This is a genomic window from Mycobacterium sp. E2699, assembly GCF_001666745.1.
GTDB lineage: Bacteria > Actinomycetota > Actinomycetes > Mycobacteriales > Mycobacteriaceae > Mycobacterium.
In genome coordinates this window covers 1-16,651 of sequence record NZ_LZJH01000101.1, presented here as the reverse complement: position 1 = coordinate 16,651, position 16,651 = coordinate 1, and the positions used below count along the sequence as shown (strand labels likewise).

Genomic DNA, 16,651 nt, shown 5'->3' with positions numbered 1-16,651 from the left:
CGGTGGCGATCGAAGAGATCCTCGATCTCGAGCAACTCGAGGTCAACATCTACCGCGGTCGGGTGTTCAGCCCGGAGTCGGGATATTTCCAGCGCACGTTCGGCGGCCACGTGGCGGGGCAGTCGCTGGTGTCGGCCGTGCGCACCGTCGACCCGCACTACCAGGTCCACTCGCTGCACGGTTACTTCCTGCGCCCCGGGGACGCCAACGAGCCCACGGTCTTCATCGTCGAGCGCACCCGCGACGGCGGCTCGTTCGCCACCAGGCGCGTCAACGCCATCCAGCACGGCGAGATCATCTTCAGCATGGGGGCGTCCTTCCAGACCGATCAGGACGGCATCCACCACCAGGACCCGATGCCGGCCGCGCCGCCCCCCGACGGCCTGCCCGGGCTGACCTCGATCAAGGTCTTCGACGACGCCGGGTTCAAGCAGTTCGAGGAGTGGGACGTCTGCATCGTGCCGCGCGAGCAACTGCAACTCTCGCCGGGCAAGGCCTCCCAGCAGCAGGTGTGGTTTCGCCACCGCGACCCGTTGCCGGACGACCCGGTGCTGCACATCTGCGCGCTGGCCTACATGAGCGACCTGACGCTGCTGGGCTCCGCGCAGGTCAACCATCTCGACGTGCGGGAGCACCTGCAGGTGGCGTCGCTGGACCACGCGATGTGGTTCATGCGGGCGTTCCGTGCCGACGAGTGGCTGCTCTACGACCAGTCGTCGCCGTCGGCCAGCGGCGGCCGCTCGCTGTGCCAGGGCAAGATCTTCACCCGGACCGGCGAGATGGTCGCGGCCGTCATGCAGGAGGGGCTGACCCGCTACAAGCGCGGGTACCGGCCGTGAGCGCGCCACGCATCGGGGTGCTGGCGCTGCAGGGCGACACCCGCGAGCACCTGGCGGCGCTGCGCGAGGCGGGAGCCGAGTCGATGCCGGTGCGCCGCCGCGACGAGCTGGACGCGGTGGACGGGCTGGTCATCCCCGGCGGCGAATCCACCACCATGAGCCACCTGCTGCTCGACCTGGACCTGCTCGAGCCGCTGCGCGGGCGGCTGGCCGAGGGGCTGCCGGCCTACGGCGCGTGCGCCGGCATGATCCTGCTGGCCAGCGAGATCCTCGATGCCGGCGCCCGGGGGCGGCAGGCGCTGCCGCTGCGTGCGATCGATATGACGGTGCGGCGCAACGCTTTCGGGCGGCAGGTCGACTCGTTCGAGGGCGACATACCGTTCGCGGGCCTGGACGAGCCGGTGCGCGCCGTTTTCATCCGCGCGCCGTGGGTGGAGCGGACCGGGGACGGGGTGCGGGTGCTGGCCACCGCGGCCGGGCACGTCGTCGCGGTGCGGCAGGGACCGATGCTGGCGACGGCGTTTCACCCCGAGATGACCGGCGACCGCCGCATCCACCACCTGTTCGTCGACATCGTCAGGGGCCGCAGCTAGTCGGGGCCTGACCCCTGGCCCGTCGAGCGTGGGGCTTGTGGACGAATTCGATGCAGATCACGTGCTTAGGGCCCACACTCGGCGCACACGTAGACTCGTTGGGCGAGTTATGGAGCAACAGAAGAGGTAGAAACACCGATGAGCGGCCATTCCAAGTGGGCCACCACCAAGCACCAGAAGGCCGTCAAAGACGCCCGCCGCGGCAAGGAGTTCGCCCGGCTGATCAAGAACATCGAGGTCGCGGCCCGCACCGGCGGCGGTGACCCGGCCGGCAACCCGACGCTCTACGACGCGATCCAGAAGGCCAAGAAGACCTCGGTGCCCAACGACAACATCGAGCGCGCCCGCAAGCGCGGGGCGGGCGAGGAGGCCGGCGGCGCGGACTGGCAAACCATCACCTACGAGGGCTACGCGCCCAACGGCGTGGCGGTGCTGATCGAGTGCCTCACCGACAACCGCAACCGCGCCGCCAGCGAGGTCCGGGTCGCGATGACGCGCAACGGCGGCACCATGGCCGACCCCGGCTCGGTGGCCTACCTGTTCTCCCGCAAGGGCGTGGTCACGCTGGAGAAGAACGGCCTGACCGAGGACGACGTGCTGACGGCGGTGCTCGATGCCGGCGCGGAAGACGTCAACGACCTGGGCGACAGCTTCGAGATCATCTCCGAGCCGACCGATCTCGTCGCGGTGCGCACCGCGCTGCAGGACGCCGGCATCGACTACGAGTCGGCCGAGGCCAGCTTTCAGCCGTCGGTCAGCGTGCCCGTCGACGTCGACGGCGCCCGCAAGGTGTTCAAGCTCGTCGACGCGCTGGAGGACAGCGACGACGTGCAGAACGTCTACACCAACGTCGACCTTTCGGACGAGGTGTTGGCCGCCCTCGACGAAGAATGATCGTCAACCATCACGCCGACCACGAGGGCTTCAGCGGCGCGATCGGGTTGGTGGCCGCCCTGGGCATGCTCGCCACGGGGCGCGGTAACGCCCGCTTTGCCGCCGAGTTGGCCTCCGTGTCGGGCACCGACCGCGTCGTCGACATCGGTTGTGGCCCAGGCAATGCGGGGCGGGCCGCCGTCCGGCCCGGCGCCAAGGGCTTGGCGAGCCACGGCTGGACCGAACAGCAGGTCGAGTCCTTCGCGGCGCAGTGTCGCGCCGCCGGGTTCGCCGGCGTGCAGGTGGACGAGCACCGCCGCGGCCGAGGATCGGCGTGGGCGGTGCAGGCGGTCCGGCCGGACCCGGCCACCTAGTAGTAGCCGCGCCGCATGTCGTCGACCACGCGCGGATTGTCCAGCGTCGACGGCTCGAGGGCGCGGGGCCCGATGTCACCGGAGAACACGGTGGCCGCCGCGAGCACCTGCTGGTTGAGGAAACGCAGCGGGGGCGCGCCGGCCGGCATCGTGGGCACGGGCGCGGCGGCGGGGGTGTCGGCGCCTCGCGCCGCCAAGACGAAGCCCCAGTCGCCGAACGTCGGCACGTGCACGTGATACGGCGTGACCGCGTAGCCGGCGGCCCGGACCGTGGCGACCGTGCGCCAGAATGCCGTCGGCGTGGAGAACGGGCTGCCCGCCTGCACCACCATCAGCCCGCCGGGGGCCAGCGCGCGGGCGGCGAGCGTGTAGAACTCGGTCGAGTACAGCCGGCCCAGGGTGGGCGTGTCGGGGTCGGGCAGGTCGACGATGACCGCGTCGAACCGGTCCGGGGCGCCGCGCAGCCACGTCATCGCGTCGCCGATCACCACCTGCACCCGCGGGTTGTCCAGCGCGCCGCCGTTGGCTTCGCGCATGGTGGTGCGCGCCAGCTCGATCACCGCGGGGTCGAGCTCGACCTGCACGATCCTGCCGACGCCGGGCTGGCGCAGCAGTTCGCGGGCCGCCAGGCCGTCGCCGCCGCCGAGCACCAGCACCGAGCGCGCGCCTTTGAAATCACCGCCGAAATCACCGCCCAGCGCCGGGTAGACCAGGCTTTCGGTGTAGCGGTACTCGTCGCGGGTGGAGAACTGCAGGCCGCCGTCCAGGTACAGGCGCATATCGTTGCCACGCCGGGTCACCACGATCTCCTGATAGGGCGTGTGCCGGTAGGCGACGATCGGGTCGGCGTAAAGCCGTTGCCTGCTGGTGGTTTCGATGTCGCCCGAGCGCGCCAGCAGGGTGGCGAGCAGGCCGAGCGCGGCGGTGAGGGCGCACAGCGCCGTCGCGAGTTGCCGCGGCGAGACGACGCGCCGCAGCAGGAAGAGCGCCACCACGGCCGCCGCCGCGAGGTTGACGATGCCGGTGGCCGCCGCGCCGCGGATCATGCCCAGCTGCGGCAGCAGCAGGAACGGCCACACCAGCCCGCCCAGCAGCGCGCCCAGGTAGTCGGCGGCGTTGAGGTTGGCCAGCGCCCGGCCGGAATCGGAGGCGTCCACCGTGCGCCCGCGTTGCAGCAGCGTCATCAGCAGCGGCACCTCGGCGCCGACCAGGCCGCCGATCAGCGCCGTTCCGACCGCCAGCACCCACGTCGAGCCGACCGAGCCGTCCAGGAACGCGAACACGACGTACAGCGCCGCCGCGGACAGCCCACCGATGATGCCGAGGGCCGCCTCGACGGCGACGAACGCGATCGCCGCGTGCGCCAGCAGCGGCTTGACCAGCAGGGCCCCGGCGCCGAGCGCGGCGATGTAGCCCGCGACGATCAGCGACGTGGCGACGATGCCCCCGCCGTTGAGGCTGGCCGACAGCGTCAGCAGCGCGAGCTCGTAGATGATGCCGCAGGCCGCGCACGCCGCGACGGCGGCCAGCAGCACGGCGCGCCACCGCGGGGAAGCATCCACGACCGTCATGACACCGCCGCGGCGGTCACCCCTCCCACGGCGAGCAGTATCAACGCCACCGCGAACGAACCGGGATGCAGCTCCGGCTCGTCGACGTGCTCGTGGAAACTGCCCGGGATCAGCAGGTGCATCGCCAGCAGCGCGATCGCCAGCAGGATCACGCCCATCAGCCCGTACACCGCCACGCCGAGCAGGCCCTGCCCCAGTTGGCTGTAGCTGTTGGTGATGGCGCTGATGATGACGGCGGTCAGCGATATGTACATGGCGCCCGCGACGACGACGGCGTTGGGGCGGCGATCGATGAACACCAGTTGGCGCAGCCTTCCGGGGGTCAGCCAGTCGACCATGTAGAAGCCGATGAGCAGCACGGCCATGCCGACCGCGAAGTACAGGATCGTCGCGAGCGCTCCCTTCAGGACGGGAGTGACGTCGACGGTTCCGATCTCGACGGCGAGGTACATGGTTGTCTCCTTTGCTTTCAATCGCCTAAGCCATCACTTGGTCCCGCCGGGGCCGCCCGGGGTGCCGCCGGCGCCGCCCGACGGGGATCCGGGGAAGAAGCCGGGGCCGAGGAAGATGAACGAGCCGTGGCTGTATCCGGCGCTCAGGGGTTCGACGCGGATGCTGCACGGTTGGTTGCCGTCGGGACCGACGATCACGATGTTGTTGCTGTAGCGCAGGTACTGGTTGCTGCCGTTGGCGGCGCGCGCCTCGGGCTCCTGATAGTCGGCGAGGGAGTCGGCGACCTGCTCGGGCGATCCGGTGCACAGGTAGCGCGTTCCGTTCACGTCCCGCGAGTACTCGTGGTAGTGGCCCGCGATGTACGAGCCGATGTCCTTCTGCTGCAAGATGATTCCGAACACCAGGCAGGCGACGGCCGCGACGGCCAGCGCGCCGGAGATCAGGAACAGGCGATTGCGGCTCACGGCCGCCACCTGCTCGCCGTGTGGACCACCAGGCCGCCGGAGCCCGGCCGCGGGTACAGGTGCCAGGTCTGCCATCGCCAGCCCGCGCCGTCGGGTTCGGCCGCCAGGGCGGTCAGGGCCGCGTCGTCGCCGGGGAAGGTGCCCCCGAGCCAACCCGGGCGGCCCGCGCACCGGTCGCGCAGTTCGCTCGCCAGCCGGCGGAAGCTCGCCTCGTCGTGCGTTTCGGTGCGGGATTGCAGGCGGTAGCCGGGGGCCTCCGACCGCCGCGGCAGGTCGCCGCCCACGGCCCGCGCCGTGCACGAGACCTGCTCGGAGAAGCCGCCTTTCGCGTGCTCGACCGCAACCACGTGCGACGCGCCGAGGACGCCGAGCCGCAGCGCGCCGCCGTCGGGGTGCCGCAGCCAGCAGGTGGCCAGCGGCGCCGGCGCGGGCGCGTTGAGCGCGAGTCCCAGCCGCTCGCCGGAGACGTCCGCCGGGGTCACGGCGAGCCGATGGAGGGGCACCGTGCGCGACCTAGGGGGCCGAGGGCGGGGGCGCGGGGTAGACGGTGAGCTCGCCGGTCAGCACCGGCTTGCCCGTCGAGATCTCCCAGGGCATGCCCGGGGCCCAGCGCTCGAAGGACAGCAGGGCGGTCTCGTCGGCGTTGGTGCAGTCGAGGAATTCCATCTCGCCGCCGGCCGGCAGTCCGGTGGTGCCCTCGGTGGTGTAGGAGGCGTGGCCGCGCTCCGACTCGTGAAACGCCACGCCGTCGACGACATACGAGTCGCCGGGCTGCAACGTGAGGTCCTTGCGGGTGACCCACATGGCCAGCTCCAGGCGCCCGTCGTCCTCCTCGACGCTGAACCAGACCGGCTGGTCGCCGCCTTCCAGCAGGTGCTCCCACCACACGAACGGGCCCTCGCGAAACGTCACCGACCCGCGGACCACGTAGTCGACGCCGCCGTAACTGACGATGGCGCCCGGACCTAGCTGGCGGGGCCCGAACTGCGGCATCGCGTTGAAGGACAGGGGGTCCTGGCGTCCGCTGGGGCGGGCGGCCTTCTTCGGGCGCCGCAAAGCGATGACCAGCACCACGATGGAGGCGATGAACAGCACGGCCGCGAGGACGAGCAGGAGTGTTGCCACACCAAACCTTCCATGCCACAGTGCCGGCCGCAGTGCCGGAGCGAACGTGGGCTATAAGTTAACAGCTTTCGGCCGGCGCAGCGTGTCTACCGGATCCCGTCGGCCACGCCCGCTAGGCTCTCGAACAGCTGTTCGTATGAAGGAGCCGGTAATGCGCGTGCTGGGCGTCGACCCCGGACTGACCCGATGTGGCCTGTCGGTCGTGGAGAGCGGTCGTGGCCGCAACGTCGTCGCGCTCGACGTCGACGTGGTGCGCACCCCGTCGGACGCGCCGCTGGCCAAGCGGTTGCTGGCCATCAGCGACGCCGTCGAGCACTGGCTGGCCACCCATCAGCCGGACGTGGTGGCCGTCGAGCGGGTGTTCTCCCAGGTGAACGTGACGACCGTGATGGGCACGGCCCAGGCCGGCGGCGTCGTCGCGCTGGCGGCGGCCCGCCGCGGCATCGACGTGCACTTCCACACCCCCACCGAGGTGAAGGCCGCGGTCACCGGCAACGGCGCCGCGGACAAGGCGCAGGTCACCGCGATGGTCACCAGAATCCTTGCGCTGCAAGCCAAACCGACACCGGCCGACGCCGCCGACGCGCTGGCGCTGGCGATCTGCCATTGCTGGCGGGCGCCGATGATCGCCCGGATGGCCGCCGCCGAGGCCCTGGCCGCCCAGCAGCGGCACGCCTACCGGGCGCGGTTGCAGGCCGAGCTGAAGGCCACCCGATGATCGCCTCGGTGCGCGGGGAGGTGCTCGAGGTGGCGCTCGATCATGCGGTGATCGAGGCCGCCGGCGTCGGCTACCGGGTCAACGCGACGCCGTCGACGCTGGCGACGCTGCGCACCGGGACCGAGGCCCGGCTGATCACCGCGATGGTCGTCCGTGAGGATTCGCAGACGCTGTACGGGTTCGCCGACTCCGACACCCGCGACCTGTTCCTGACGCTGCTGTCGGTGTCGGGGGTGGGGCCCCGGCTGGCGATGGCGACGCTGGCCGTGCACGACGCCGCGGCGCTGCGCCACGCGCTGCACGACGGCGACGTCGCCGCGCTGACCCGGGTGCCCGGCATCGGCAAGCGCGGCGCCGAGCGGATGGTGCTGGAACTGCGGGACAAGGTGGCGCCCGCCGGCGGTGCCACCCCGGGCGTCGCGGCCGTCAACGGCAACGCGGTCCGCGGCCCGGTGGTGGAGGCCCTGGTCGGACTGGGTTTCGCCACCAAGCAGGCCGAGGAGGCCACCGACAGGGTGCTGGCCGCCGAACATGAGGCCACGACGTCCGGTGCGCTGCGGGCCGCCCTGTCGTTGCTGGGCAAGTCGCGATGACGGACGACTACCCCGACCGTGACGTCTCCCCGGCGCTGACCGTGGGTGAGGGCGACATCGACGTCAGCCTGCGGCCCCGGACTTTGGGGGAGTTCATCGGCCAGCCGCGGGTGCGCGAGCAGCTGCAGTTGGTGATCGAGGGCGCCAAGAACCGCGGCGGCACACCGGACCACATCCTGCTGTCCGGCCCGCCGGGGCTGGGCAAGACCTCGCTGGCGATGATCATCGCGGCCGAGCTCGGCTCGTCGTTGCGGGTGACGTCGGGCCCGGCGCTGGAACGCGCGGGCGACCTGGCCGCGATGCTGTCCAACCTGGTCGAGCACGACGTGCTGTTCATCGACGAGATCCATCGCATCGCGCGGCCCGCCGAGGAGATGCTCTACCTGGCGATGGAGGACTTCCGGGTCGACGTGGTGGTGGGCAAGGGACCCGGCGCGACGTCGATTCCGCTGGAGGTGGCGCCCTTCACCCTGGTGGGCGCCACCACCCGGTCGGGCGCGCTGACCGGCCCGCTGCGCGACCGGTTCGGCTTCACCGCGCACATGGACTTCTACGAGCCCGCCGAGCTGGAGCGGGTGCTGGCGCGCTCGGCCGGGATCCTCGGCATCGAGCTGGGCGCCGAGGCCGGCGCCGAGATCGCGCGGCGCTCGCGGGGCACCCCGCGGATCGCCAACCGGCTGCTGCGCCGGGTCCGCGACTTCGCCGAGGTGCGCGCCGACGGGGTGATCACCCGCGACGTCGCCAAGTCCGCGCTGGCGGTTTACGACGTCGACGAGCTGGGCCTGGACCGGCTGGACCGGGCGGTGCTGTCGGCGCTCACCCGCGGCTTTGGCGGCGGCCCGGTCGGCGTCTCGACGCTGGCGGTCGCGGTGGGCGAGGAGGCCGCCACCGTCGAGGAGGTGTGCGAGCCGTTCCTGGTGCGGGCCGGCATGGTCGCGCGCACGCCGCGCGGACGGGTGGCCACCGCGCAGGCGTGGACGCACCTCGGCCTGACCCCGCCGGCCGGCGCCGCCGGGCTGGGCCAACAGGGCCTCTTCGACTAGTTCCCATGGTGGCGACCCGCTTCGCCCGGCTACGCCGCGGCACTTGTGTGTTACGTCACGGTCGGCGGGGTACCCCAGGCTGCATCAGTACTTACTGTAGGAGGTTTCTGATGAGGCACACAGGCCCCGAATACGAACGCCCGCGTGCGTACATGCCACGCAGCCGCGGCGCCCTGAGCGGGCTGCTCCTGATCCTGTTGGGCGCGTGGGGGGCGTTGGTCCCCTTCTTCGGGCCCAACGTCGATTGGGCGTACATGAGCGATCCGGCGTGGACGTGGACCACCGCCAAGGGCTGGCTCGAGGTGCTCCCCGGCGCGGTCACCGCCCTGGGTGGCCTGTTGTTACTGGTCTCCGGGAACCGGGGCAGCGCCGTGTTCGGCGGCTGGCTGGCGGTCCTCGGGGGCGCCTGGTTCGTGGTCGGCCGGGCGTTCGCGCCGACGCTGGGTATCGGCGACGTCGGTCAGCCGGCGGCCGCGACCGACCTGAAGCGGGCCCTGCTGGAGGTCACGTACTTCACCGGCCTGGGCGCGCTGATCGTGTTCCTGGGCGGGGCGGCCCTGGCGCGCGCCGCGGTTCGGCACGCGCGGGACGTCGTGGTGACCGAACCGGCGCCCGTGGCGGCCGCACCCGCCGGGGAACCGGCCATGTACAGCGAGTCACCCCGCGAGGCGCGCTCCGACGTGCCCGCCCGGGGCGGCCTGTTCCGCCGGCGCGCCGGTGGCGGCCTCTTCGGCCGACGCCACCACCACGCCGGCGTCTGACCGGCGCGCGAAGGCGCCGGTAGCCCAGCTGCGACGGTTGGCTACCGGCGCCTTTGCGCGTCAAGCGGTCCCGGCCACCGCCGGTCGGTATTGTTCTTGACGCTGCAACCGGGCCTGTTCGACGAGCGAGGAGGAGCGATGCTCACCGCAGGGTTGGTCTTCGCCGCGCTGGCAGCCCTCCTGCACGTCTACATCTTCACGATGGAGTCGTTGACCTGGACGTCGCCCCGCACCCGCGCGAGGTTCGGCACGTCGGCCGAAGAGGCCGAGGCCACCAAGCTGCTCGCGTTCAATCAGGGCTTCTACAACCTGTTCCTGGCGATCGTCACCGGCCTCGGCATTCCGCCGGTGCTGATGGGGGACACGGCCGTCGGCGTCGCGCTCGTGCTGGCGGGGGTCGGGTCCATGGCAGCCGCCGCGGTGGTGCTGCTGCTGTCCGCGCCGGAGAAGGCGCGGGCCGCCGTCATCCAGGGCACGTTCCCGGTGATCGCCATCCTGCTCGTCGTGTTGGGGCTTTACCGGTAACACGAGACACACCGGGCCCATTGGCCACAACCTCGATCGGCCGCGTTACACCCGCCAGCGCCGTGGGTACCCCTGCGGGGCTGAAGTAGTCCGGCTTCGATCGAGGGGAAATTGATGGCAGACGTAGGAAATGGCCGACCCAGCGCGTTGTGGATGCCGCGCTCGCGTGGCGCGCTCAGCGGATTGATCTTGGTCGTTCTGGGTGCCTGGGGCGCGTTGATACCGTTCGTCGGTCCCCACTTCGATTTCGCCTACACGCCGGACCAGGACTGGGCATGGACCACCGGCCGGGGCTGGCTCGAGGTGCTTCCCGGAGCCGCGGCGGTGCTGGCCGGCCTGCTGCTGATCTTCTCCGGAAACCGGATCACCGCGATGGTGGGCGGGTGGCTGGCCGTGCTCGCCGGCGTGTGGTTCGTGATCGGCGGCGAGGTCGCCCCGATGTTACGCATCGGTTCCGCCGGCGATCCGATCGCCGCATCCGACCGCAAGCGGGCCGTCCTCGAGGTTTCCTATTTCTCCGGTCTGGGTGCGCTGATCATCTTCGTGGGCGCCGTCGCCGTGGCGCGCCTGGCGGTGCGATCCGCGCGTGATGTCGAGGTCCTGACGCGGGTGGCCGAGGCACGTGCCGCGCGGACCGCCGACCCCGCTTACGCCCAGCCGGTCTATTCCGAGCCGAAGTACACGCCGGGGCCGGCGGAGCCGTCGGCCGAGGTGTCGCCCGCGGAGCCGTCGGCCGAGGTGTCCTCGGGTGCGCTGACCCAACCGCGGGTGGATCGGTACGGGTCGGAAGGCGAGCCGAAGCGGGGATGGCGCCGCCAGCGCCCGGAGGGTGGGTCGCCCAACGCGGCCTACCTGCGCTGGCCCCACCCCCAGGGCTGAATAACCGCCTCCAGAGCGGATCGCCCAGCCCCCGCGGGGGCTGGGCGATTGCGCCGGTGCCTTACAGCAGTCCGAGCAACTGCAGGTCGGTGACGTACTTGACGATGATCGGCGCCGAAACGTGCGGGATGTCCTTGTCCGGGCCGATTTTCGCCTCCTGCACCGCGGCGCGGAACCGGTCGGTCGGCGCGAACGATCCGCGGAGCGGCTTCTCCGGCTGCTGATAGTTGTGCAGCAGCGGCAGCAGCGAGTACTGGCGCTGCCGTTCCGGCAGGGCCCGCATCGCACCCTCGAACCGGCGCAACCACTCGCCGTAGCCGGCGATGCGCTGGATCGGGTAGCCGGCGTCAACGAGCCAGTCGACGTATTCGTCGAGGCCGATGCCGTCGTCGTACGGGTTCATCACGTGGTACGTCTGGTACCCGTCCGCCTGCGTCCCCAGGGTGGAGATCGCCGCGGCGATGAACTCCACCGGCAGGCCGTCGTAGTGCGCGCGCTGCCGGTTGCCTTCGGCGTCCAGCTCGTAGAACGAACCGGGGGCCACACCGGTCGCGACCAGGCTCAGCATCAGCCGGGTGAACATGTCCGGCAGGTTGAGCTGGCCCGCGTAGGTGGTGTCGGCCAGGATCATGTCGCACCGGAACACCGCCACGGGCAGCCCGCACAGGTCGTGCGCCTCGCGCAGCAGCACCTCGCCGGCCCACTTGCTGTTGCCGTAGCCGTTGGCGTAGTTGTCGTTGACCGCCCGCGTCGCGCTGATCTGCCGGATGTCGGCGTCCTCGACGAACTTGCCTGGCTCGATCTGGTCGCCGACACCGATCGTCGACACGTAGACGTACGGCTTCTGCTTGCTGGTCAGGGCGATCCGGATCAGCTCGGCGGTGCCCAGCGCGTTGGGGCCGAACAGCTCGCTGTACGGCAGCACGTGGTTGACCAGGGCCGCCGGGTCGACGATCAGGTCGACGGTGTCGGCCAGCCGCTGCCACGTCGCCTGGTCCAGGCCGAGGTTGGCCTCGCCCTTGTCGCCGGCGAGCACCTCCAGGTGGCCGGCGGCCAGCTCGCGGTAGTGCGCGAGCAGCTCGGGGTCGCCGCTATCGAAGGTGTTGTCCAGCCGGGCTCGGGCCTCCTCATCGGAGCGGGCCCGCACCAGGGCGATCACCTTGCCGTCGACCAGGTCCATCCGCTCGAGCCACTCGAGCGCCAGGTAGCGGCCGAGGAACCCGGTCGCGCCGGTCAGCAGCACCGTGCGTACCTCGGAGGTGGGCTTGGGCAGCTCGGGCGCGGCGGCCAGCGTCGACGTCTCGAGGAACTTGTCGAGCGTCAGGTCGCTCGCCCGCACCTCGGTGGCGTCCCGGCCGTGCCCCCCGCCATGTACCAGGGCGAACGTGGGCCGCTTGGTGCCCTTGCGCTCGGCCTCGATGTAGTCGGCGATGGCCCGCAGGTCGTTGGCAGGGCTGACGATGACGCCCACCGGCACGTCGACGTCGAAGATCTCGCGCAGCAGGTTGCCGAATGTCAAGGCGGACAACGAATCCCCGCCCAAATCGGTGAAGTGGGCGTCGGGGGACAGGTCGCTGGCCGCGGTGCCCAGCATGGCGGCCGCGGCGCGGCTGACGGTGTCGAGCGCCGGGCGGTCCGCGCCGCTGCGGCGCAGTTCGCTCAGCTCGTTGGCCTGGCCGGCGGCCAGGTCGGCGTAGAGCTGCTCGAGCCGCTCGCCGTAGTGCTGCTTGAGCTTCGGCCACGCCAGCTTGCGGATGCCGGTCAGCAGGCCGTTCTCCAGGCTGAACGGCGTGGTCTCGATGAGGAAGTCGCGCGGCACCTCGTAGGACTGCAGGCCTGCGTCTCGCGCCACGCCCTGCAGCGAGTCGGCGATCAGCGGCTTCAGCTCGTCGACCGCGTACCGCTGCAACGCATCCTCGGTGGGGACCACGACCGCCAGCAGGTAGGGCTGCGCACTGTTGCCGTAGATGTAGATCTGGCGGACCAGCGGGCTGTTGCCGAACTCGGCCTCCAGCTTGGCCAGCGTGACGAACTCGCCCTGCGCCAGCTTGAGCACGTTGTTGCGGCGGTCGACGTAGGTCAGCTTGTCGGGAGCGACCTCGGCGAAGACGTCGCCGGTCCGGTAGAAGCCTTCCTCGTCGAACACGTTCGCGGTGGTCTCGGCCCGCTTGTAGTAGCCAGGGAACATGTTCTCGGTCTTGAGCAGCAACTCACCGCGCGGGTACGGCCGGTCGGTGGCGAAGTAGCCCAGGTCCGGCACGTCGACCAGCTTGTAGTCGACGACCGGTGGGCGCTGCACCTCGCCGTTGAACAGGACCATGCCGGCCTCGGTGGAGCCGTAGCCGTCCACCAACGGCATCTCGAGCAGCGCCTCCACCCAGTTCCGCAGCTCGGGTGAGGTCGGCGCCGAGCCCGTCATCGCGAAGATGAACCGGCCGCCCAGGGTGTACTGACGCTGCTCGTCGAGGACCTCGGCCTCGACGGCCCGGCGCTCGTCGGGGCCGGCGCCATCGGGCAGCCGCCGGTCGACCTGGCGCTGGAATTCGCCGAACAGGGTCTCCCAGATCCGCGGCACGAAGTTCAGCTCGGTCGGTCGCACCAGCTCGAGGTCCTCGAGCAGGGTCGAGAGGTCGCTCCGGGCGGCGAAGTAGGCGGTGCCGCCGTTGCCGAGGGTGCCGTAGAGGATGCCGCGGCCCATGACGTGGCTCATCGGCATGAAGTTGAGGGTGATCGACGCGGGGGTCTCGCCGAACCAGTTGTGGCTCGACCGGCGCCACATCTTCCCGACGTTGCGCGCCGGGTACATCGCGCCCTTGGGTGCGCCGGTGCTGCCGGAGGTGTAGATCAGCAGCGCCAGCGGGTCGTCGTCCTGGGGCGCCGGCAGCGGCGCGTCGGGCAGCGACCTCCCGCGGTCGAGGACGTCGGCCAGGGTCTCGACGACGACGTCGGCGTCGGCCAGCCGTGCGCGGGCGGCTTCGACGGCCTCGCGCTGGTCGTCGACCTCAGGGTGGTAGTCGAAGACGAGGAGTTCGGCCGGCGCGTGACCGCTCAGGAGCAGCTCGACGGCCTCGGGCAGCTGGTTGACGCTGGACGCGACCAGGCTCGGCTGCGTCTCGGCGACGATCGGCTGCAGCTGTGTAATGGCGGCGCTGGTCTGCAGCGGAACGCACACCGCGCCGGCGAGGCCCAGCGCAATGTCGATGGTGGCGTAGTCGACGCTGTTGAAGCCCAGCACGCAAACGCGGTCGCCGGCGCTCAGCAGGCCGTGGCTCAGGGCGCGCGCCAGCGGGCCGGCCCGCTCGCCGACCTCGCGGAAGGTGAACGTCTCGTAGCGGGGGAGCAGCTCGAGCGTGGTGCGGCCCGTCTTGGCGTCCCTCACGAACTCCACGACGCGCTGGCCCAGCGCCGGTCGCTCCGCGTAACCCTCCAGCACGGTCCGGATCACCTGGGGCAGTCGCAGGCCGGGGTGTTCGAGGGCCGCGGCCACCGCGGGATCGGGCCGGGCGGCGGCGAACTGGGGGTCCTTGGCGGTGAGGTCGTCGACTCGGCGTGCGAGCCGCTCTTCGGAGGTGGTGGTAGTCGACATACAGCTTCCCTTGACTGGTTTAAGGAGTAACTAGCTCGATCGCGCGACGCTGCGCTGAAGGCTAGAACGTTAGCTAAACTAATGGTATTCCTCAACGGAACACCTAAGTTGTGACGTTGCGCACCCTCCGGCGGCCCGGGATCAGAGGTCGGCCAGGATGCGGCGCAGGATGTCGATGCCCTCGATCAACAGCTCGTCGCTGATCGTCAGCGGCGGCAGCAGCCGGATGACGTTGCCGAACATGCCGCACGTCAACACGATCACCCCGGCCGCGTGGGCCGCGGTGGACAGCTTGCGGGTCAGCTCCGCGTCGGGCTCGGCGGTGCCCGACTTCACCAACTCGATCGCGATCATGGCGCCGCGGCCCCGCACGTCGCCGATCCGGTCGTCGGCGGCCTGCAGGCGCAACAACGGCTCGGTGATCAGCCGTTCCAGCTGCCGCGCCCGCTCGATAAGTCCGTCACTCTCGATCGTGGCGATGGTGGCAAGTGCCGCCGCACACGCGATGGGGTTTCCGCCGAAGGTGCCGCCCAAACCGCCGACATGCGATGCGTCCATGATTTCGGCGCGGCCGGTGACCGCCGACAGCGGTAATCCGTCGGCGATGCCCTTGGCGGTGCAGATCAGGTCAGGCACGATCCCTTCGTGTTCGCAGGCGAACATCGCGCCGGTGCGCGCAAACCCCGTCTGCACCTCGTCGGCGATGAACACCACGTCGTTGCGACGGCACCAGTCGAGCAGCGCGGGCAGGAACCCCTCGGCGGGCACGATGAATCCGCCCTCGCCGGCGATCGGCTCGATGATGACGGCGGCCAGGCTGTCGGCGCCGACCTGGTTCTCGATGATCCCGATGGTGCGCGCGGCGGCCTTCTCCCCGTCGGCGGCAAGTTCCTTGTCGTGCAGCCCGTCCCGATAGGGATAGGAGAGCGGCGCCCGGTAGACCTCCGGCGCGAACGGGCCGAAGCCGCTCTTGTAGGGCATGGATTTGGCGGTGAGCGCCATCGCCAGGTTGGTGCGCCCGTGATAGGCGTGGTTGAACGCGACGACGGCGGGCTTGCGGGTGTGGCAGCGCGCGACCTTGACGGCGTTCTCGACCGCCTCGGCGCCGGAATTGAACAGCACCGAGCGCTTCTCGCCCAAGCCCGGGGTGATGCGGTTGAGCTGCTCGGCGACGGCGACGTACTCCTCGTACGGGGTCACCATGAAGCAGGTGTGGGTGAAGTCGTCCACCTGCGCGCGCACCGCGTCCACCACGCGGGGCGAGGAGTTGCCGATGGTGGTGACCGCGATCCCGGATCCCAGGTCGATGAGCCGGTTGCCGTCGACGTCCTCGACGATGCCGCCGCCGGCGCGTGCGACGTACACCGGCAGGGAGATGTTGACGCCGCCCGACACCGCGGCGGCCCGGCGCTTGGTCAGCTCCAGCGATGTGGGACCGGGGATTTCGGTGACCAGCTGGCGGCTCTGCTCGAGGCTGGCCACGACGTCCTCCTCACCGCGGCGCGCATGTCACGTCGCCGTTCAAGCCTATCCGTTCGGGCGCGAGTGAGCGGGGTCAGTAAGTGGCGACCTGCGATGCTGGCAGACTGGCCGCATGAATAGCTTGATCCTGTTCTTGCCGTTCGTGATCATCATGATCGGCATCATGTATTTCGGGCAGCGTCGCCAGCGCCGGGCGATGCAGGCCACCATCGACCTGCAGGAGTCGTTGCGGCCCGGCGACCGGGTGCACACCACGTCCGGTCTGGAGGCCACCGTCGTCGCGATCACCGACGACACCGTCGACCTGGAGATCTCGCCCGGCATCGTGACCACCTGGATGAAGCTGGCCGTGCGCGACAAGATCCTGCCCGACGACCCCGTCGAGCACGACGCCCTCGACACCCTGGACGACGAGGGCGTCGACGACCGGGACGGCGGCCGACACTAGGCTCTGTCGGGGTAAGAAACCGAATCTCAAGGAGATACGAGGAACGTGGCATCGTCTTCGGCGCCGGTGCACCCTGCCCGCTACCTGTCGGTTTTCTTGTTGTTGCTGATCGGCGCCTACCTCCTGGTGTTCCTCACGGGCGACAAGCGGGCCGCGCCGAAGCTGGGCATCGACCTGCAGGGCGGCACCCGCGTCACGCTGACGGCCCGCACGCCGGACGGCTCGCGGCCGAGCCGGGAGGCCTTGGCGCAGGCGCAGCAGATCATCAGCGCCCGCGTCAACGGGCTCGGCGTGTCCGGGTCGGAGGTCGTGGTCGACGGCGAC

18 protein-coding genes and 1 pseudogene are annotated in these 16,651 nt (G+C 70.7%); 12 read left to right on the top strand and 7 right to left on the bottom strand.

Translation table 11 applies throughout. From position 1 onward, the window contains the following. Positions 1–2 precede the first annotated feature (2 nt). From tesB to A5696_RS18430, 4 genes are all read left to right on the top strand, one after another. Positions 3–839: an acyl-CoA thioesterase II gene (gene tesB / locus A5696_RS18445; protein WP_067882179.1), complete on the top strand. Its 837-nt coding sequence runs from the start codon at positions 3–5 to the stop codon at positions 837–839. After that, positions 836–1,432 (top strand): pyridoxal 5'-phosphate synthase glutaminase subunit PdxT, encoded by a 597-nt coding sequence (gene pdxT / locus A5696_RS18440; RefSeq protein WP_067882176.1) that lies wholly within the window; start codon positions 836–838, stop codon positions 1,430–1,432. Before tesB ends, pdxT begins: the two co-directional genes overlap by 4 nt. A gap of 138 nt (positions 1,433–1,570) precedes the next feature. Next, positions 1,571–2,326 carry a YebC/PmpR family DNA-binding transcriptional regulator gene (locus A5696_RS18435; RefSeq protein WP_067882173.1) on the top strand — a complete coding sequence of 252 codons (756 nt, stop codon included), beginning with the start codon at positions 1,571–1,573 and terminating at the stop codon, positions 2,324–2,326. Beyond that, positions 2,323–2,679: a hypothetical protein gene (locus tag A5696_RS18430; RefSeq protein ID WP_067882170.1), complete on the top strand. Its 357-nt coding sequence runs from the start codon at positions 2,323–2,325 to the stop codon at positions 2,677–2,679. The genes A5696_RS18435 and A5696_RS18430 overlap by 4 nt, the downstream gene beginning before the upstream one ends. On the opposite strand, the gene A5696_RS18425 is transcribed toward A5696_RS18430, so the two are convergent. From A5696_RS18425 to A5696_RS18405, 5 genes are read right to left on the bottom strand one after another with little or no spacing between them, the layout of a single operon-like run. After that, complete coding sequence (locus tag A5696_RS18425) at positions 2,676–4,250, bottom strand: polyamine aminopropyltransferase (RefSeq protein WP_067882168.1); 1,575 nt, start codon at positions 4,248–4,250, stop codon at positions 2,676–2,678. The two genes, A5696_RS18430 and A5696_RS18425, sit on opposite strands and share 4 nt — an antisense overlap. After that, positions 4,247–4,702: a DUF350 domain-containing protein gene (locus tag A5696_RS18420; protein WP_067882164.1), complete on the bottom strand. Its 456-nt coding sequence runs from the start codon at positions 4,700–4,702 to the stop codon at positions 4,247–4,249. Before A5696_RS18420 ends, A5696_RS18425 begins: the two co-directional genes overlap by 4 nt. Positions 4,703–4,735: 33 nt before the next feature. Then, on the bottom strand, positions 4,736–5,167 hold the full coding sequence (locus A5696_RS18415; protein ID WP_067882243.1) for a DUF4247 domain-containing protein: 432 nt from the start codon (positions 5,165–5,167) through the stop codon (positions 4,736–4,738). Continuing rightward, positions 5,164–5,670: a DUF2617 family protein gene (locus tag A5696_RS18410; protein ID WP_067882161.1), complete on the bottom strand. Its 507-nt coding sequence runs from the start codon at positions 5,668–5,670 to the stop codon at positions 5,164–5,166. The genes A5696_RS18415 and A5696_RS18410 overlap by 4 nt, the downstream gene beginning before the upstream one ends. 10 nt (positions 5,671–5,680) lie before the next feature. After that, on the bottom strand, positions 5,681–6,292 hold the full coding sequence (locus tag A5696_RS18405) for a DUF4178 domain-containing protein (RefSeq protein ID WP_067882159.1): 612 nt from the start codon (positions 6,290–6,292) through the stop codon (positions 5,681–5,683). 151 nt (positions 6,293–6,443) lie between these two features. Between A5696_RS18405 and ruvC the strand changes: the two genes are divergently transcribed. From ruvC to A5696_RS18375, 6 genes are all read left to right on the top strand, one after another. After that, complete coding sequence (gene ruvC / locus A5696_RS18400; RefSeq protein ID WP_067882156.1) at positions 6,444–7,010, top strand: crossover junction endodeoxyribonuclease RuvC; 567 nt, start codon at positions 6,444–6,446, stop codon at positions 7,008–7,010. Continuing rightward, the gene (ruvA, locus tag A5696_RS18395; protein ID WP_067882143.1) at positions 7,007–7,603 is read left to right on the top strand and encodes a Holliday junction branch migration protein RuvA; all 597 of its coding nucleotides are present in this window, start codon (positions 7,007–7,009) and stop codon (positions 7,601–7,603) included. The genes ruvC and ruvA overlap by 4 nt, the downstream gene beginning before the upstream one ends. Next, positions 7,600–8,646 (top strand): Holliday junction branch migration DNA helicase RuvB, encoded by a 1,047-nt coding sequence (gene ruvB / locus A5696_RS18390; RefSeq protein ID WP_067882140.1) that lies wholly within the window; start codon positions 7,600–7,602, stop codon positions 8,644–8,646. Before ruvA ends, ruvB begins: the two co-directional genes overlap by 4 nt. A 110-nt stretch (positions 8,647–8,756) precedes the next feature. Continuing rightward, a complete protein-coding gene (locus A5696_RS18385) occupies positions 8,757–9,407 on the top strand; it encodes a hypothetical protein (protein ID WP_067882137.1) in 651 nt (216 codons plus the stop codon). Positions 9,408–9,545: 138 nt separating this feature from the next. After that, complete coding sequence (locus tag A5696_RS18380; protein ID WP_067882134.1) at positions 9,546–9,932, top strand: DUF1304 domain-containing protein; 387 nt, start codon at positions 9,546–9,548, stop codon at positions 9,930–9,932. A gap of 114 nt (positions 9,933–10,046) precedes the next feature. After that, a complete protein-coding gene (locus tag A5696_RS18375) occupies positions 10,047–10,811 on the top strand; it encodes a hypothetical protein (RefSeq protein ID WP_067882129.1) in 765 nt (254 codons plus the stop codon). A gap of 61 nt (positions 10,812–10,872) precedes the next feature. Here the strand turns inward: A5696_RS18375 and car are convergent, their stop codons facing one another. Together car and gabT are read right to left on the bottom strand one after the other, a co-directional pair. Next, entirely contained in the window at positions 10,873–14,397 is a 3,525-nt protein-coding gene (car, locus tag A5696_RS18370; RefSeq protein ID WP_067882127.1) for a carboxylic acid reductase, read from the bottom strand. 141 nt (positions 14,398–14,538) lie between these two features. Continuing rightward, a complete protein-coding gene (gene gabT, locus A5696_RS18365) occupies positions 14,539–15,879 on the bottom strand; it encodes a 4-aminobutyrate--2-oxoglutarate transaminase (protein WP_067882124.1) in 1,341 nt (446 codons plus the stop codon). 112 nt (positions 15,880–15,991) lie between these two features. On the opposite strand from gabT, the gene yajC reads away from it, so the two are divergent. Both yajC and A5696_RS18355 read left to right on the top strand, forming a co-directional pair. Next, positions 15,992–16,327, top strand: a complete 336-nt coding sequence (gene yajC, locus A5696_RS18360) for a preprotein translocase subunit YajC (protein ID WP_067882121.1) — start codon at positions 15,992–15,994, stop codon at positions 16,325–16,327. A 45-nt stretch (positions 16,328–16,372) separates the two neighbouring features. Continuing rightward, positions 16,373–16,651, top strand: a pseudogene (locus A5696_RS18355) (protein translocase subunit SecD); the annotation flags it as partial.

Bases quoted from the DNA above. Each gene is read 5' to 3' on its own strand.
- A5696_RS18380 (WP_067882134.1), top strand. From the start codon at position 9,546: ATGCTCACCGCAGGGTTGGTCTTCGCCGCGCTGGCAGCCCTCCTGCAC.
- ruvA (WP_067882143.1), top strand. From the start codon at position 7,007: ATGATCGCCTCGGTGCGCGGGGAGGTGCTCGAGGTGGCGCTCGATCAT.
- A5696_RS18375 (WP_067882129.1), top strand. From the start codon at position 10,047: ATGGCAGACGTAGGAAATGGCCGACCCAGCGCGTTGTGGATGCCGCGC.
- ruvC (WP_067882156.1), top strand. From the start codon at position 6,444: ATGCGCGTGCTGGGCGTCGACCCCGGACTGACCCGATGTGGCCTGTCG.
- car (WP_067882127.1), bottom strand. From the start codon at position 14,397: ATGTCGACTACCACCACCTCCGAAGAGCGGCTCGCACGCCGAGTCGAC.
- A5696_RS18435 (WP_067882173.1), top strand. From the start codon at position 1,571: ATGAGCGGCCATTCCAAGTGGGCCACCACCAAGCACCAGAAGGCCGTC.
- yajC (WP_067882121.1), top strand. From the start codon at position 15,992: ATGAATAGCTTGATCCTGTTCTTGCCGTTCGTGATCATCATGATCGGC.
- A5696_RS18385 (WP_067882137.1), top strand. From the start codon at position 8,757: ATGAGGCACACAGGCCCCGAATACGAACGCCCGCGTGCGTACATGCCA.
- A5696_RS18430 (WP_067882170.1), top strand. From the start codon at position 2,323: ATGATCGTCAACCATCACGCCGACCACGAGGGCTTCAGCGGCGCGATC.
- A5696_RS18425 (WP_067882168.1), bottom strand. From the start codon at position 4,250: ATGACGGTCGTGGATGCTTCCCCGCGGTGGCGCGCCGTGCTGCTGGCC.
- ruvB (WP_067882140.1), top strand. From the start codon at position 7,600: ATGACGGACGACTACCCCGACCGTGACGTCTCCCCGGCGCTGACCGTG.
- A5696_RS18420 (WP_067882164.1), bottom strand. From the start codon at position 4,702: ATGTACCTCGCCGTCGAGATCGGAACCGTCGACGTCACTCCCGTCCTG.